General features: G+C 62.1%; 15 protein-coding genes. 9 read left to right on the top strand and 6 right to left on the bottom strand.

Annotated features, from left to right (window positions below; all coding sequences use genetic code 11):
* Nucleotides 1–850, top strand: an 850-nt coding sequence (locus LB535_RS12375; protein ID WP_224632360.1) for a hypothetical protein, incomplete at its 5' end; no start/stop codon positions are given.
* A gap of 104 nt (nt 851–954) precedes the next feature.
* Here the strand turns inward: LB535_RS12375 and LB535_RS12370 are convergent.
* Nucleotides 955–1599 (bottom strand): hypothetical protein, encoded by a 645-nt coding sequence (locus LB535_RS12370; RefSeq protein WP_224632359.1) that lies wholly within the window; start codon nt 1597–1599, stop codon nt 955–957.
* Nucleotides 1600–1925: 326 nt separating this feature from the next.
* Here LB535_RS12370 and LB535_RS12365 point away from each other — a divergent pair, with 326 nt between their 5' ends.
* Both LB535_RS12365 and LB535_RS12360 read left to right on the top strand, forming a co-directional pair.
* Nucleotides 1926–2369 carry a hypothetical protein gene (locus LB535_RS12365; protein ID WP_224632358.1) on the top strand — a complete coding sequence of 148 codons (444 nt, stop codon included), beginning with the start codon at nt 1926–1928 and terminating at the stop codon, nt 2367–2369.
* 402 nt (nt 2370–2771) lie between these two features.
* Nucleotides 2772–3005: a hypothetical protein gene (locus LB535_RS12360; protein ID WP_140633997.1), complete on the top strand. Its 234-nt coding sequence runs from the start codon at nt 2772–2774 to the stop codon at nt 3003–3005.
* Between the two features lie 131 nt (nt 3006–3136).
* Here the strand turns inward: LB535_RS12360 and LB535_RS12355 are convergent, their stop codons facing one another.
* Nucleotides 3137–3364 (bottom strand): hypothetical protein, encoded by a 228-nt coding sequence (locus tag LB535_RS12355; RefSeq protein WP_224632357.1) that lies wholly within the window; start codon nt 3362–3364, stop codon nt 3137–3139.
* Between the two features lie 254 nt (nt 3365–3618).
* Here LB535_RS12355 and LB535_RS12350 point away from each other — a divergent pair, with 254 nt between their 5' ends.
* Nucleotides 3619–3798, top strand: a complete 180-nt coding sequence (locus LB535_RS12350) for a hypothetical protein (RefSeq protein WP_224532755.1) — start codon at nt 3619–3621, stop codon at nt 3796–3798.
* Between the two features lie 971 nt (nt 3799–4769).
* On the opposite strand, the gene LB535_RS12345 is transcribed toward LB535_RS12350, so the two are convergent.
* The 3 genes from LB535_RS12345 to LB535_RS12335 all read right to left on the bottom strand — a co-directional run bounded on the left by LB535_RS12345 (nt 4770) and on the right by LB535_RS12335 (nt 7301).
* Nucleotides 4770–6203, bottom strand: coding sequence for an aldehyde dehydrogenase family protein (locus LB535_RS12345; protein WP_224632356.1), 1434 nt, complete (start codon nt 6201–6203; stop codon nt 4770–4772).
* Nucleotides 6204–6328: 125 nt separating this feature from the next.
* The gene (locus tag LB535_RS12340; protein WP_224632355.1) at nt 6329–6712 is read right to left on the bottom strand and encodes an ACT domain-containing protein; all 384 of its coding nucleotides are present in this window, start codon (nt 6710–6712) and stop codon (nt 6329–6331) included.
* Nucleotides 6713–6839: 127 nt separating this feature from the next.
* Nucleotides 6840–7301: a GNAT family N-acetyltransferase gene (locus LB535_RS12335; protein ID WP_224632354.1), complete on the bottom strand. Its 462-nt coding sequence runs from the start codon at nt 7299–7301 to the stop codon at nt 6840–6842.
* Between the two features lie 359 nt (nt 7302–7660).
* On the opposite strand from LB535_RS12335, the gene LB535_RS12330 reads away from it, so the two are divergent.
* Nucleotides 7661–8722, top strand: a complete 1062-nt coding sequence (locus tag LB535_RS12330; RefSeq protein WP_224632353.1) for a YeiH family protein — start codon at nt 7661–7663, stop codon at nt 8720–8722.
* Nucleotides 8723–8746: 24 nt separating this feature from the next.
* Here the strand turns inward: LB535_RS12330 and LB535_RS12325 are convergent, their stop codons facing one another.
* Nucleotides 8747–9256 (bottom strand): GAF domain-containing protein, encoded by a 510-nt coding sequence (locus tag LB535_RS12325; RefSeq protein ID WP_224632352.1) that lies wholly within the window; start codon nt 9254–9256, stop codon nt 8747–8749.
* Nucleotides 9257–9445: 189 nt separating this feature from the next.
* Here LB535_RS12325 and LB535_RS12320 point away from each other — a divergent pair, with 189 nt between their 5' ends.
* The 4 genes from LB535_RS12320 to LB535_RS12305 all read left to right on the top strand — a co-directional run bounded on the left by LB535_RS12320 (nt 9446) and on the right by LB535_RS12305 (nt 13964).
* Nucleotides 9446–10342, top strand: a complete 897-nt coding sequence (locus tag LB535_RS12320) for a GlxA family transcriptional regulator (protein ID WP_411969564.1) — start codon at nt 9446–9448, stop codon at nt 10340–10342.
* Nucleotides 10343–10664: 322 nt separating this feature from the next.
* The gene (locus tag LB535_RS12315; RefSeq protein ID WP_224632350.1) at nt 10665–11969 is read left to right on the top strand and encodes a M24 family metallopeptidase; all 1305 of its coding nucleotides are present in this window, start codon (nt 10665–10667) and stop codon (nt 11967–11969) included.
* A 268-nt stretch (nt 11970–12237) separates the two neighbouring features.
* A complete protein-coding gene (locus tag LB535_RS12310) occupies nt 12238–12915 on the top strand; it encodes an isochorismatase family protein (RefSeq protein WP_224632349.1) in 678 nt (225 codons plus the stop codon).
* Nucleotides 12912–13964 (top strand): alpha/beta hydrolase, encoded by a 1053-nt coding sequence (locus LB535_RS12305; protein WP_263490668.1) that lies wholly within the window; start codon nt 12912–12914, stop codon nt 13962–13964. Before LB535_RS12310 ends, LB535_RS12305 begins: the two co-directional genes overlap by 4 nt.
* Nucleotides 13965–14238: the final 274 nt, after the last annotated feature.

Here is a 14238-nt window from a genome sequence, read left to right as displayed (position 1 = left end):
AGCCGAGACGGCGCAGGCTCTGACACGAGAACGCGCTTCCGCAGCATCGACCCGTGAGGACCTCGATAAAGCCCGCCTCGAGCGCGACGCGGCTGAACAGGAACGAGCCAAGGCTGTCAAAGCAAAAGAGCGTGCGGAGCAGACCGCAGCCGAGACGGCGCAGGCTCTGACACGAGTACGCGCTTCCGCAGCATCGACCCGTGAGGACCTCGATAAAGCCCGCCGCGAGCGTGACGCGGCTGAACAGGAACGAGCCAAGGAAGTCAAAGCAAAAGAGAGTGCGGAGCAGACCGCAGCCGAGACGGCGCAGGCTCTGACAAGAGCACGCGCTTCCGCAGCATCGACCCGTGAGGACCTCGATAAAGCCCGCCTCGATCGCGACGCGACTGAACAGGAACGAGCCAAGGCTGTCAAAGCAAAAGAGCGTGCCGAGCAAACCGCAGCCGAGACTGCGCAGGCTCTGACACGGGAACGCGCTTCCGCAGCATCGACCCGTGAGGACCTTAATAAAGCCCGCCTGGAGCGCGGCACGTCCCCAGCACTTTCAGGAGAGGTCACCAGGCTGAACGAAGCTCTGGACAACCAGCGCGAAGCCACTGTTTCTCTGGCCCGCGACCTGGCTGCCAAACGCGCGGACAATGACAAACTCAGAGCTGAGCGCCGCAGCGCGCAAATTGAGCCGCCGCTGCAGCCTCGCTCTGGCCGCGCATCGGTCGGCACCGGTCAGATGAAGGCTGTCAGCCAGAAGACGACTACACGCAGCAAGCTTCGCAACTCCTCGCAGGTGATCCGCGTGCGTACTATCGCGCTTCCCTTTGCCCTCCGGCCAATACACCCGACGTCGGATTGAATTCAAAACGATTGCGACGACGGCGAACGCTCCAGTCATTAGCCTGCACCATTCGCAACACACGGAGGCCCGGAAAAGGGGATCGCAAGGAGTTCCGCTCTGCGCTACGTCAGACCGATCACGCTGCCTTTCGCGTTCAATTCGCACCCCACCGGCGCCTCACGCGTCTCCACCCGTCCCTGATGCATATAGTCGATGCTGACCTGAATGGGGGCCGAGATCCTGCGTTTGCTCAACCGACGTATGGAACCTGCGCTGCTGACGCGCACGCTGGCCGCACCAAACTTGGCGGCGGCCTGCTCGATTGCGTCCTGACAGGCGCGAACGACCTTATCCGGGACACCGGGCAGCGCTTCGATCGGGTGGACCGCTGATGGAACAGTGTTGTCTTCGAGAGGCTGCAGGGCGGACGGGAGGTCGAGCGAATGTCCGCCGCCTGTGGACAGGTCGACAATGGCAGCTGGAGTTGACGGTATTGAGGCCGTTGGAGTGGTGCTGATCCCGTCATCGTTCGACGACGGACTGCCGCTGTCGCCGACGGGATCGCCGGGATCGCCGGCAGGTCCTTTGTCCTTGCCTTTGCCGTTGCCGCCGTTGTCATGGCCGCCATGGCCCCCGTTGTCACCCTGATGGCCGCCACCGTCATGCCCCCCGCCGTGCGGGCCGGCGGCTGCAGTCCCAGCGCAAGCTACCGCGATCGAGCAAGCAAATGCCAAATAAGCCAAGCTGGTTCCAAGGGATTGACGCACGGTAGTCTCCAAATGTGCCCAGCTGTCCTTGCGCGGCATGCGGTCAAAACGTCTAAACCGCCGCTGCCCCAAGGCAAAAACTCGCGAATACGGTGGCCCACGGAATTAACTAGTGGATGAATCTGCTGCATCAAGGATGCTGTGGGGGCGATCGCGATAGCGGCAACACAGCAATTTTTCCCAAGACCCAGAAACCACAACGCCGCAAGTTATCGCGGCGATGTTCCAGCTCCCTGCTCGCCTTGGAGAAAGCGATGACGACCACAATGTCCCCTTTTCTCACCGCCCTCACCTCCGATGGCCCTTCCACCGACTGGGCGAAAGACATGGACCTGTACGCTTGGCTGATCGGCAGCTGGGACATGGACACGGTCCACCATCTCGACGATGGCACGATCCGGAAATGGGATGGGGAATGCCATTTCGGCTGGGTGCTCGAAGGCCGCGCCGTCCAGGACCTCTGGATCAGGCCGAGGCGCCCTGCCCCGTCGATCATGTACGGCACCACCTTGCGCGTCTTCGATCCCGGCATCGACGGCTGGCACATCATCTGGAGCGATCCGCTCAACCAGGATTACTCACGCCAGGTCGGGCGGGCCGAGGGCAACGACATCGTCCAGATCGGCCATGACTCGCGCGGCCTGCAAGCCCGTTGGCGCTTCACCGAGATCACGGCCGACAGCTTCCATTGGATCGGCGAGGAAAGGATGACTGAGAGCGATCCCTGGCGGGTGACTTACGAGCATTTTGCGCGGCGGGCAGGTTCCTGACGCACTGTCTGTGGCCGATCGCAGATTTCCAGGACCGCTCCTCCTTCCGCGCGCGCTCGCCGTAACGAACCACGATCATACGGCCTCGACGATGCTGATTGGGGTGCGTGCCGACGCCTACCCGCGTCCCGGCGCATAGGCGGCCTTCAACTGCTTACTTTGAGCCTTTCACCGTCAAGTGCCGGGATCGCTCGAACATCGCCAGCTTGTGCCCATATGTCATCCGCACCTCGGATCGGCACCCCTTCGCATCTGAACGTTGTGACGCTCGATGCGCTTCTTACATTAGCAATCAACGATATATTAATGGCTACTGTGCAGCCTGTTCGGCTCGGGAAATCTCCCGATCGACGATCCGGCACTCGGTGTGCCGAGACGCTCGACCGATGCGGAGCAAAACGCATGAGTGTCGAAACAGCATTGGCGCAGCTACTGCGCATGATCCACCGTCGCGCCCTGAATTTGGCAGCACTACCGGACGATGAGAGAGATCCATACTACGATAGCATCCGCCGGTCCTGTTGCGGAGCGGCCGAGCACATCGGTCAATCCCCCGACAATGCCGCCATCACCGCAAACAGCATGGTCGAATTTACCCGGGCGATGGTCGGCATCATCGAGGCGGGGCGCGGATAAATCGCGCGTCAACACGCTCGCGACGAGCTCGGGAGGTGCCGAGAAGCGCGGCTACGGCGCGTTGCCTGCGGCTCGCGCGGTGACGATTGCCATGCGCAGGTCGACGATCGTGCTTCCAAGCGATCGCTATCTCAGATCCCGCCCCAGATGTTGGAGGACAGATGCTTGGTTGTCGGCATCACCGGCCAGCAAATATCCAGCTGATTGTCGGACGGCATGCCGTTCCGTATCCGCGTTGGGTTGCGGGCATCCTGCGCATATTTCAACGCCGCGCCCATGCGGTTCAATGTCTTCAGGATCGACATAAAGTTTATCCTCAATTCGCCATGGCTGTAACGGGGCAATCCCGCCGCCTTCATGATGGCGCCTTAGATGACCGACGATCGTTTCCGCCGCATTGCACACAAGCGCAAGGCTCGTAACGAGAAGGACAGGCTTTGAAACATTTGTATGCGAACGAACCGCCATCGCTTGCGAGGCGTCTGGCCGGCTCGGCTACTGCCGTTGCCGTTTCGAAACAAATTTGCGTTCAAGCGCCATCAAACCGAAACCAAACTGCAGGAAAACCGCCATCGACCGGCTTGGCCGGAATTTAAACAAAGGAAAAATCGAAATGTCCAAGATTGTTCGCAATGCAATTTTCGCTATTGTTGCTGTCGCCGGCTTTGCCGGCTCGGCTTATGCTCAGCAGGCGGCCCTCAATTCGTGCAGCAACCATGACGATTACTACGCCATGTGCCTGGGCGCGAACAACGGCGGCCACCATGATGGCCGCGGAAGCGATCGCCGTTAATCGACTATCCGCTGAAAAAGCCCCGCAGGCATCTCGCCGGCGGGGCTTTTTCGCGCTTCACCACATCCCACCGGAAGACCTATGCCCTCGGGTTGCCAGGCCATTGCTCCAAAAGTTCGGAAAGAACGGCATTTCAAATTGCGACGGGTGGTGAGCCTTGCTGGCAGCCACGCCCAGCTTTTACGCCGGCAGGCCACAATGAATCACGGCGAGTCGGCGGCCGTTAAGGCAGCCGCCGCATTTAATTAGCGTTAACTAATTATAGACCGCGCTGTTCTATTCTGACACAGCGCGGTCTACTGCCACACAATGACCGTGCAGGCGGCTCTGGCCCAATCCACCCCCCCAAGCTGGAGCCGCCACTCTCACCATACTCGGCCCGGTTGAACTAATCCTTACCAAATATCCTTTCTGGTGTGTTTCGCAGAAAGGTGGCCTTGTAGCCAAATGCTCGGTCGGTCGAGCACGATGCTTGGCCCTGATCGCAGTTCGGTTGCCAGGAATCACTCTCGTTACAACGCGGCAGTCTGGCGGTCGCAGGACTGAAACATTGCTACTTTAACGTGCTATCGGTGGGTGCATAGGAGCGTGTGGCAAAATGTCGATTCCTAAAAACCTGAATGAGACAGATCTCAGATTCGAATGTCCAAGATGCCGGCATCCGATTATCCGGAAAGGCTCCTGGTTCAAGTCCGTGGCTACATTCAAATGCGGGGTCTGCCAGACACCGATACGGCTTGGATATCCGGCAAAGCTCCGATTGTTCGAGAAACACAGCCAGTCAGCCAGCCCCAATCGCATCAGCCAAGCCTAATAGATATGTGTCATCTCATCCCGACCAGGCGATGTCTCCGTTGGATCAGTCTTTGAGTATAATGGCCGTCCCTGGTCGACTTGTTTTCAAAAAACAAGAACGCGGTTGAACCGCGCCTTTTTTTACTTCAGTGCCGACGATCACTGGCTACAGTGCCCTACTCAGCCGCCGCATACCCCGCGATACCCTTGATCTCGAGAAAATCCTCCAGCCCGTATTCGGCATATTCGCGGCCGTTGCCGGACTGCTTGTAGCCGCCGAAGGGCAGGCCTGCGTCCCAGGCCGGGTAGTTGATGTAGACGGTGCCGGAGCGCATGCGGGCGGCCGCCTGGCGCGCCTTCTCGATGTCCTTGGCCTGGATATAGGAGGCAAGGCCGAAGACAGTGTCGTTGGCTTGCTCGATCGCCTGCTCGACCGTGTCGTAAGGCATGATCGACAGCACCGGTCCAAAGATTTCTTCCCTGGCGATGCGCATGTCATGCGTCACGTTGGCGAAGACGGTGGGGCGGACATAATAGCCGCGGTTGAGCTCGGCCGGGCGGCCGGGGCCGCCGGCAACCAGGGTGGCGCCTTCGTCGATGCCGCTCTGGATCAGGTCCTGGATCTTATCGAACTGCAGTTGGCTGACCACCGGACCGAGCTTCGACGTGGGCGCATCGGCCGGGCCGACGGTGAATTTCTCTGCCGCCTTCTTCGCATAGCCGGCGGCCTCGTCATGTCGGTCGCGCGGCACGAACATGCGGGTCGGCGCGTTGCAGGACTGGCCGCTGTTGCCGAAGCAGCCGGCGACGCCCTTGGTGACGGCCCGCTCCAGATCGACATCGGGGAACAGGATGTTGGCCGACTTGCCGCCGAGCTCCTGATGCACGCGCTTGACCGTGTCGGCCGCCGCCTTGGCGACGAGGATGCCGGCGCGGGTTGAGCCGGTGAAGGACATCATGTCGACATCCGGGTGGCTGGCCAGCGCCTGGCCGACGCCCGGGCCGTCGCCGTTGACGAGGTTGAAGACGCCCTTCGGCACGCCGGCCTCGTCGATGATCTCGGCGAAGATGATGGCGTCGAGCGGCGCGATCTCGGACGGCTTGAGCACCATGGTGCAGCCGGCGGCAAGCGCGGGACCGACCTTGCAGGTGATCTGGTTCAGCGGCCAGTTCCATGGCGTGATCAGGCCGACGACGCCGATCGGCTCCTTGACGATGAGCGAGGTGCCCTTGATGTGGCGGAAGGGAAAGGTCTTCAGCACCTCGGCCATCTTCTCCAGATGCGCAAGGCCGACGCCGACCTGGCTGTCCAGCGCCATCTGGCGCGGCGCGCCCATCTCGCGCGAGACCGCGAGCGCAAGGTCCTTGCTGCGCTTCTTATAGATTTCGACGACGCGGGTGAGGATGTCGAGCCGCTCCTCGACCGAAGTGAAGCCGAAAGTGGCGAAGGCGCGCTTGGCCGCCGCCACCGCCTTGTCGACATCGGCCTTGGAGCCCAGCGAAATCTGCGCGAAAGCATCCTCGTTGGAGGGATCGATGACGTCGAGTGTGTTGGGCACAACAGGATCGACCCACACGCCATCGATATAGAACTGCAGATTGTGGGACATGATTTCTCCTTGGGCGGGATATCTGATGTGATTGGGGGGCGATCGCCGGATCGTCGTATCGCGTCAGAGATGACGATGCGGCAAGAGCGATGTCAAACGCAAGGGCGGGCAATTGAGCCAGGCGGCTACAGAAGCGTGTGCCCCGCCGCGACCAGAAGCCCCCTTGCCGCGGCTTCATCCTTCACTTTGACGAGCAGATGGTCGCCATCGAAGGTGGACACCAGAAAAATGCCGAGTTCGTTTTCCGACAATGGCTTTATTACCGACAGCACGATGCCTGTTTCGTCGAAGGCAAAGGGACCCTGGAGTTTCAGGGCGACCCAGTCCCTGTCGTGCTGCACCCCGTCCGGCACCCGCTCCTGCAGGCAGACGACCGAAAGCTCGTCCTCGGTCCTGGTGATGCTGACGAAGCCCGGTCCGTCGGCCCAGCCGGGAATGCTCTCTTTTGCTTCGAGGCGCGAAACCGCATACCGCCCCGAGAGTGGCTTCAACCGGACCCTGATTGCCATCCGAACCTCCTCTGTTTGTCGGCGATCACGGATTCGATGCACGTCTGAGCGGCAGCAATCTGCTCCAAACCGAGATTCTGCGTCAACTTTGGAGCAATCCTACAGAGATCATCGATGGCGTTCTGCATCATGCCAGCTTCTTGCTCATATAGACCGTCGTGCCGTTCATGAACGGTTCTTCGCGGTCGATCGTATAGCCGTGCTTCTTGTAAAGCGACACATTGGCTGCGAAGGCGCCATTGGTCAGCAGGCGCAATTCGAAGCGGCTCGCCGCGCGCGCCTTGTGCTCGGCCCGTTCGAGCAACAGCCGGCCAATGCCCCTGCCCTGCGCGTCCGGCGCCACGCAGACATTCTCGATCCAGAGGTGATCCTCCTCCAGCATGGTCTCGATCATGCCGACAATGCGATCGCCCTCGACGGCAAGTTCAAACGGATGCTCGGCAACTGCTCTGTCATAGTCGGCGCGCATCGGCATCGGCTCGCGGCCGATCAACGGCACCCATCTGGAATAGGCGGCGCGCACGATGTCCCTGATCGTGGCAGCGTCAGCACGTTCGGCCGGCCGAAACCGGATGGAAGAATTGGTCACAGTAAGGCTCCAGACATGAAAGCCCCGCCGGCGGATGTCGCGGCGGGCGGGAAACGAACAAACCGGAATTTATTCGGCCGGTGTTTGTCGTCGCGCAATCGGCTTACCGCTCCCCATCGTATAGAGGCGACGTCGCTTGGTGATGGCGGGTGCAAAAACGAACATGGCGCCACGCTGGGACAGGAAGTTCAGCCCGTCAAGATTTTGAGATTGGCCCAGCCTGTCGAATTCGGGAGGTGTTCCATCGTCAGCTCAAAAACCAATCGTTCGTGAAAATCGATCATTCCAACCAGAACAATTCGTTGGAAAGATTTGTTCGGGAATGGCATTCCTCCGGTACACTCGCCTGGAGAATTGCATTGTCTTTCGCCACCCACATCGCGAACGATATTCCGACAAGCCCGATTTCTGCCGATCTGGCCGCGGGCCGCAAGCGGCTCGATTCAGCGTGGAACGGCATTATCCCCGGCATCGTGCTGGTGGCGATGATCACCGCTGTGGCCTTCTCGACCCACAATGTCTCAGGCTTTGCCTTGTTCAGCCCGATGATCCTGGCCGTGGTGGCCGGCACGATCTATTCCAACGTGCTCGGCCTGCCCGCCCACGCCAAGGCCGGCATCGCCTTTTCGCAAAAGCGCCTGCTGCGCTTCGCCATCGTGCTGCTCGGCTTCCAGCTCACGTTCGGCCAGGTGTCGGGCATCGGCCTTGGCGGCGTCGGCATCGTCGCGGCCACGCTTGGCGCCACCTTCCTCTTCACCGTCGCGCTCGGCAAGCTGATCGGCGTCGATACCAAGCTGGCCCAGCTGATCGCCGCCGGCACCTCGATCTGCGGAGCTTCGGCAATAGTCGCCACCAACATCGTCACCGACGCGCGCGACGAGGACGTGACCTACGCGGTTGCCGCGATCACGCTGTTCGGCACCATCGCCATGCTCGGCTTTCCGCTGCTGGCGCCGGTCTTCGGGCTCGACCAGCACGCCTTCGGCCTGTGGGCGGGAGCCTCGATCCATGAGGTGGCGCAAGTGATCGGCGCCGGCTTCCAGAACGGCACGCTTGCCGGCGAGACCGCGACCGTCGCCAAGCTGACGCGCGTCGCCATGCTGGCGCCGATGGTGATCGCGCTCGGCCTGATGGCGCGCCGCGGCAGCTCCGAAACTTCAGGCGCCAGGCCGCCGCTGCCGTGGTTCGTTGCGGCTTTCGTCGCGGTGGTGGCGCTGAACAGCCTGATCGCGATCCCGGCGCAGATCCATTCGGCGATCGCCCTCGCAGCACAGATCATGCTCACCATGGGCCTCGCGGCCATGGGCTTGCAGGCCGATATTTCGGGGCTTCGCTCGCGCGGACTGCGGCCGCTGATGCTGGCCTTCTCAGCCTTCATCTTCATCGGCTGCTTCAGCCTGATGCTGGTGAAGTTCGTGTAAGGCAGGCCGGGGTCGCCTCACCTATCAGCCTTCATCATCGTCCTCGAACTCACAGGCCGCGACATAGATCGCGGCGAGCTTCTCTATGCCTGCCTGGTCTTCCTTGTCGAAGCGCCCGGGCAGCGGGCTGTCGAGGTCGAGCACGCCGAACGCGCCTTCGGCATCGCGCAAAAGCACGACCAGCTCCGAGCGCGAATCGGCATCGCAGGCGATGTGGCCGGGAAATTCGTTGACGTCCTTGACCAGCATCGACATGTCGAGCTCGATGGCCTTGCCGCAGACGCCCTTGCCGACGGCGATGCGAACGCAGGCGGGCTTGCCTTGGAAGGGTCCGAGCACCAGCTCGTCATCGGAGGCGAGGAAATAGAAGCCGGCCCAGTTGAGGTCGGGCACCATCTGGTAGATCAGCGCCGCGGTGTTGGCGGCGTTGGCGACGGAATCGCCCTCGCCTTCGAGCAGCGCTTTCAATTGCGTGGCCAACTCCTTGTAGAAGGCCGGCTTGTTGCTTGTGTCGATTGCCGTTGCCGCAAACATCGTGTTGTTGCTCCGTTGCAAGCCAGCCGAGGGGCCGGCTACAGTTTGGTCTTCTCTGCCACCAATGCAGCACGTGGGAAATACAAAAACGTGAGCGACAGCCTCGCCAGCCGAAAACGCGACCGTGCGCCGCCGGAACCGCGCGAAGCGCCCCTCACCTTCGCGGTGCTGGTTTTTCCCGGTTTTCCGATGATGGCATTTTCGTCCGTCATCGAGCCGCTGCGCGCCGTCAACATTCTTGCCAAGATCGACTGCTATCGATGGGTGATCGTCGGGGCCGATGCGGGTACGGTTGAGGCATCGAACGGCGTCGTCATCCAACCCGGTTTCTCGGCCGCCGACGCGCCGAAGGTCGACCGCATCGTCGTGTGTTCCGGTGGCGATGCCGATCATGTCGTGGCCGATGAGGCGATGAGCTGGATCCGCAAAAGCCTGCGCGGCGGCGCACATATCGGCGCTGTCGCCGACGCCGCATTCTTCCTCGCCCGCGCCGGCCTGCTCGACGGCCATGCCTGCACCTTGCACTGGACCAGCCAGGCAGCCTTCAGCGAGGCTTTTCCGGAAATCGAGCTTCGGCGCGATCTGTTCGTCATCGACCGCAAGCGCTTCACCTCGGCCGGCGGCGTCGGCAGCCTCGACATGATGCTGGAAATCATCACGCGCGACTATGGCGCCGAAATCGCGGCGGGCGTCGCCGAATGGTTCGTGCACTCGCCATTGCGGTCGAGCGTCGACCGCAAGCTGATGCCGCTCAGGCTGCGCACCGGCGTCCAGAACGAGCTGGTTCTGTCGGCCATCGCCATCATGGAGGATGCGGTCGAGGAAAGGCTCGGCATGGCGGAGCTGGCGGAACGGCTCGGCGTGTCGGCCGACAAGCTCGAGCGCAGTTTCCGCGCCGAGCTGGATATCTCGCCCAACGGATATTACCGGCGGCTGCGGCTGAAGCGCGCCGCCGACCTGCTGGCGCATTCGACGCTGATGGTGCGCGATGTGGCGCTGGCGTGCGGGTTTGCGTCGATGTCGAGCTTTGCAAGGGCGTTTCGCGAGGAGCACGGGCACGCGCCTAAGGCGATGCGGCGGCATTAGGTGGAGTGGTGCGGCTCCACGCTCCTTCGTCATCCTAGGGCGAAGCGACGCGCAGCGGAGCGAAGACCCTAGGATCCATGCCGTGACCTGAAAGCGTCTCGGCGATGCAGAATTGGCACCCGGCCGCAGCAAGGATTTTCTGCACCGCTGCATTGTCTGGCCGACGTAACGGCATGGATTCTAGGGTCTGCGCGCGTCGCTTCGCTCCTTGCTCGCCCTAGAATGACGAAGTTACGATGCGGCATCCGGCACGACAATCGCGGAATTCCGCACAAGCCTAAAACCGTACCCGGCTATGGTCTCCGCAACAGGAGACCTTCTGATGAGCATCGTCGTATTCGACCCCGACAGCACCGAGGATGTGGACTTCAAGGACCGCATGCGCCATCCCGTCGCGGCCGATCCGGCCGGCGGCATGTGGCTTTCGGACACGGAGCCGTCCTTCATCGACGCTGACGCGCTGCGCAAGGGGCGGCTGGCCAAGCTGCGCGCCTGGATGCGCGAGGCGGGTTATGGCGGCGTCGTTTTGTTCGATCCATACAACCAGCGCTACGCCACCGGCTCGCGCAACATGTTCGGCTATTTCCTGCGCAACTCGACGCGCTATTTCTTCGTGCCCACCGAAGGGCCGGTGGTGCTGTTCGAATATCCGCAGAGCTATCATGTCTCGATGGTGCTCGACACGATCGACGAGGCGCGGCCGTCCAAGCTCGTCTGGTCGTCGGTGTCGGGCCGCGACGACGAGACCGCCGGGCCGTTCGCCGACGAGATCGCCGAGCTTCTGAAGAAGCATGGCGGCGGCTCGATGAAGCTCGGGCTCGACCGCTGCAGCCATCTGCAGGCGCTGGCCCTGGAAAAGCGCGGCTGCGAGGTGAAGGACTGCCAGGGCGAGATACTGGCGGTGCGCGCGGTCAAGACGCCGGAGGAAGTCAAATGCCTGCTGGCCTCGATGGCGGGCGCCGAGGCCGCGGTGGCGGCCGTACGCGAGGCGATCAAGCCGGGCGTTTCCGAGAACGAGCTCTTCGCCATCATGTATGGCGAGGTGATCCGGCAAGGCGGCGAGTTCATCGAGACCCGGCTGCTCACCTCGGGACAGCGCACCAATCCATGGTTCAACGAGGCGAGCGGGCGCAAGATCAGGCCGGGCGAGTTGCTGGCGCTCGATACCGACACGATCGGCTGCTACGGCTATTATTCCGACTTCTCGCGCACCTTCCGCTGCGGCCCGGGCAAGCCAACGCCCTATCAGAAATCGCTCTACCGCATGGCGCATGACCAGGTGCAGCACAACATCTCGATCGTGAAGCCCGGCATGGCCTTCCGCGAGATCGCCGAGAAGGCCTGGAAGATCCCGGACCGCTTCGTCGACCAGCGCTACACCTCGGTCATGCACGGCGTCGGCATGCATGGCGAAACGCCCTTCATCGCGCACGCGATGGACTACGAGACCTATGGCCGCGATGGCATCATCGTGCCCGGCATGGTGGTGAGCGTGGAAAGCTATATCGGCGAGAAAGGCGGTCGCGAGGGCGTCAAGCTCGAGGATGAGATTCTCATTACCGAGACCGGCACGGAATTGCTTTCGCGGTTTTCGTATGAGGATGAGTTTCTGGAGCCCCGGGTTTGATACCAGTACACACGATGAGTGCCGACCCGGTATCGCAAGCCTTCGAGATTAGCCGCAGCACCCGCGAAATCGTCATCCTAGGGCGAAGCAAGGAGCGAAGCGACGCGGCGCAGACCCTAGGATCCATTCCATGCCGTCTCCGCTTCGCCGCGGTGCGGAATTCTGTTAGGCAGCGGTCAACGATCAAGGTAACGGCATGGATTCCAGGGTCTTCGCGACGCCGCTTCGCGGCTGCTTCGCCCTGGAATGACGAAGTTCGAGCATCCGCATGAAAACACCCATTTCCATCCGACGCGGTGCAGTGGCCGCGGTGTTCATCGATCTCCAGGAGGAGCATCGCAAGGACAAGCGCTATCTGGTCGAGGGTTTTGCCGACATCCTCGCCAATGTGCAGCGCCTGCAGGAGGCGGCGCGGCGCAACTTCGTGCCGCTCTATCATTGGGCGTATATCGTCGATCTCGCCGCGGCGCGGCCGTTCCACCCAGTCGATGAAAGCGGCAAATCGGCCTTCTCCGACAAGGACGATCCGCTGACCGCAATCTGCCATGAAGTGGCGCCGCAAAATGGCGAAGCCACGCTGGTCAAGCAGGAAGCCAGCGCCTTCGCCAAGAACGATTTTGGCGACAAGCTCAAGACCTCGGGCATCGAATGGCTGGTGATTGCGGGCGTTTGGACCGAGGCCTGCATCGACGCGACGGTGAAGGACGCGGTAGCGCGCGGCTTTCGCGTGCTTTTGGTCAAGGATGCCTGCGGCAGCGCCAGTGCCGCCATGCACCAGACCGGCATCCTCAACCTCGCCAACCGCCTCTATGGCGGCGCCGTCACCAACACGCTCGACGCCTGCCGGCTGTTGGCGGGAGACACCGTGAAGGTGTGGCAGGTCGAGGGCTCGGTGCCGCTGCGCTTCACCTTCGAGAACGCTGCGCAGCTATACGCCGAGCTTTGACGGCAGTGACCAAAGCCCAAACCGATCGGTCGAGCCGCGGCCAATATGCCGACCGGCTCGATCCGGAGTTGTGGGATTATGTCGACGAGGTCAACAGCTGGTACCCGCCGGAGATCGTCGCCGCGCCGATCGAGAAGCAGCGCGCGGTCTACAATCGGATGTGCGCGGCTTTTCATCAGGCTCGTCCCGAAGGCGTGATGACTAAAGACGGCCTCGTCGCGACGGCGACGCATCCGATACCGGTGCGGCACTATCGCATGGCGGGCAAGGAGGCGCCGGCGACCGTCGTCTATTACCATGGCGGCGGTTTTGTCCTTGGCGACCTCGATAGCCATGACGACATCTGCGCCGAAATCTGCGCCGGCACCGGTTTCGAGGTGGTCTCGGCCGACTACCGGCTGGCGCCGGAGCATCTGCACCCGGCCTCTTACGACGATGCGCTGGCCGTGTTCGAATGGGTCGCCGCGGCGAGCACACTGCCGATTGTGCTTTGCGGCGAAAGTGCCGGCGGCAATCTCGCCGCCGCGGTGGCGCAGGTAACGCGGCGCCATGAACGGCACGCTGTTGGACAGATGTTGATCTATCCGGGGCTGGGCGGTGACGAGGCCGGGCGCTCTTATGTCGAGCATGCCGAAGCGCCGCTGCTCAGCGTAAGCGACATCGAGTTCTATCGTCGCATCCGGTCCGCGCCCGGGCAGTCACAGGACGATCCAACGTTCTCGCCGCTTCGAGACCACGATTTCTCCGGCCTGCCGCCGACGATCATCGTCACCGCCGAATGCGACCCGCTGTCGTCCGACGGCGAAGTCTATTGCGACCGCATCCTTGCCGCCGGCGGCCACGCATGGTGGCGCGAGGAGCCGAGGCTGGTGCACAGCTTTTTGCGGGCAAGGATGACGGTGCCGCGCGCGGCTGAGGCGTTTCAGAGGATCATCAGCGACATCTCGAAGCTGAGCGCCGGCGATGGAGTGCTAATCTCCCCCCTCGTGGGGGAGATGGCCGGCAGGCCAGAGGGGGGCGCGAAGAAACGCGATCCTTCGGCTTCCTAACATCCAAATTAATTGCGAAGGCAGTCGCAATCGATTGAGACGCTGAAGGGACAGCGCCCCCTCTGCCCTGACCAGGCATCTTCCCCACGAAGGTGGCTCCGGCATGCACACATTCCAAGCGGCTGGCCTTTGGCGATATCGTGCATGGCAGCTTGGCGCATGCATTGTCTTATGTAGCGCTGGTCGACCCCCACTCCGTCTCGGCTTCGCCGAGACACCTCTCCCCCGATCGACGGGGTAGAGGAAGGCGCCAAGCTTTTTGCCGTCAACGCCC

Origin of the sequence: Mesorhizobium sp. CA10 (assembly GCF_020165285.1) — a bacterium.
In the GTDB taxonomy this organism is placed as follows: domain Bacteria; phylum Pseudomonadota; class Alphaproteobacteria; order Rhizobiales; family Rhizobiaceae; genus Mesorhizobium.
This window is presented reverse-complemented; position numbering and strand designations above follow the sequence as displayed.

Coding starts and splice junctions, on each gene's coding strand:
- LB535_RS12365 (WP_224632358.1), top strand. CDS start 1,926: ATGGACCTGTACGCTTGGCTGATCGGCAGCTGGGACATGGACACGGTC.
- LB535_RS12360 (WP_140633997.1), top strand. CDS start 2,772: ATGAGTGTCGAAACAGCATTGGCGCAGCTACTGCGCATGATCCACCGT.
- LB535_RS12325 (WP_224632352.1), bottom strand. CDS start 9,256: ATGTTTGCGGCAACGGCAATCGACACAAGCAACAAGCCGGCCTTCTAC.
- LB535_RS12320 (WP_411969564.1), top strand. CDS start 9,446: ATGATGGCATTTTCGTCCGTCATCGAGCCGCTGCGCGCCGTCAACATT.
- LB535_RS12315 (WP_224632350.1), top strand. CDS start 10,665: ATGAGCATCGTCGTATTCGACCCCGACAGCACCGAGGATGTGGACTTC.
- LB535_RS12355 (WP_224632357.1), bottom strand. CDS start 3,364: ATGAAGGCGGCGGGATTGCCCCGTTACAGCCATGGCGAATTGAGGATA.
- LB535_RS12340 (WP_224632355.1), bottom strand. CDS start 6,712: ATGGCAATCAGGGTCCGGTTGAAGCCACTCTCGGGGCGGTATGCGGTT.
- LB535_RS12350 (WP_224532755.1), top strand. CDS start 3,619: ATGTCCAAGATTGTTCGCAATGCAATTTTCGCTATTGTTGCTGTCGCC.
- LB535_RS12345 (WP_224632356.1), bottom strand. CDS start 6,203: ATGTCCCACAATCTGCAGTTCTATATCGATGGCGTGTGGGTCGATCCT.
- LB535_RS12310 (WP_224632349.1), top strand. CDS start 12,238: ATGAAAACACCCATTTCCATCCGACGCGGTGCAGTGGCCGCGGTGTTC.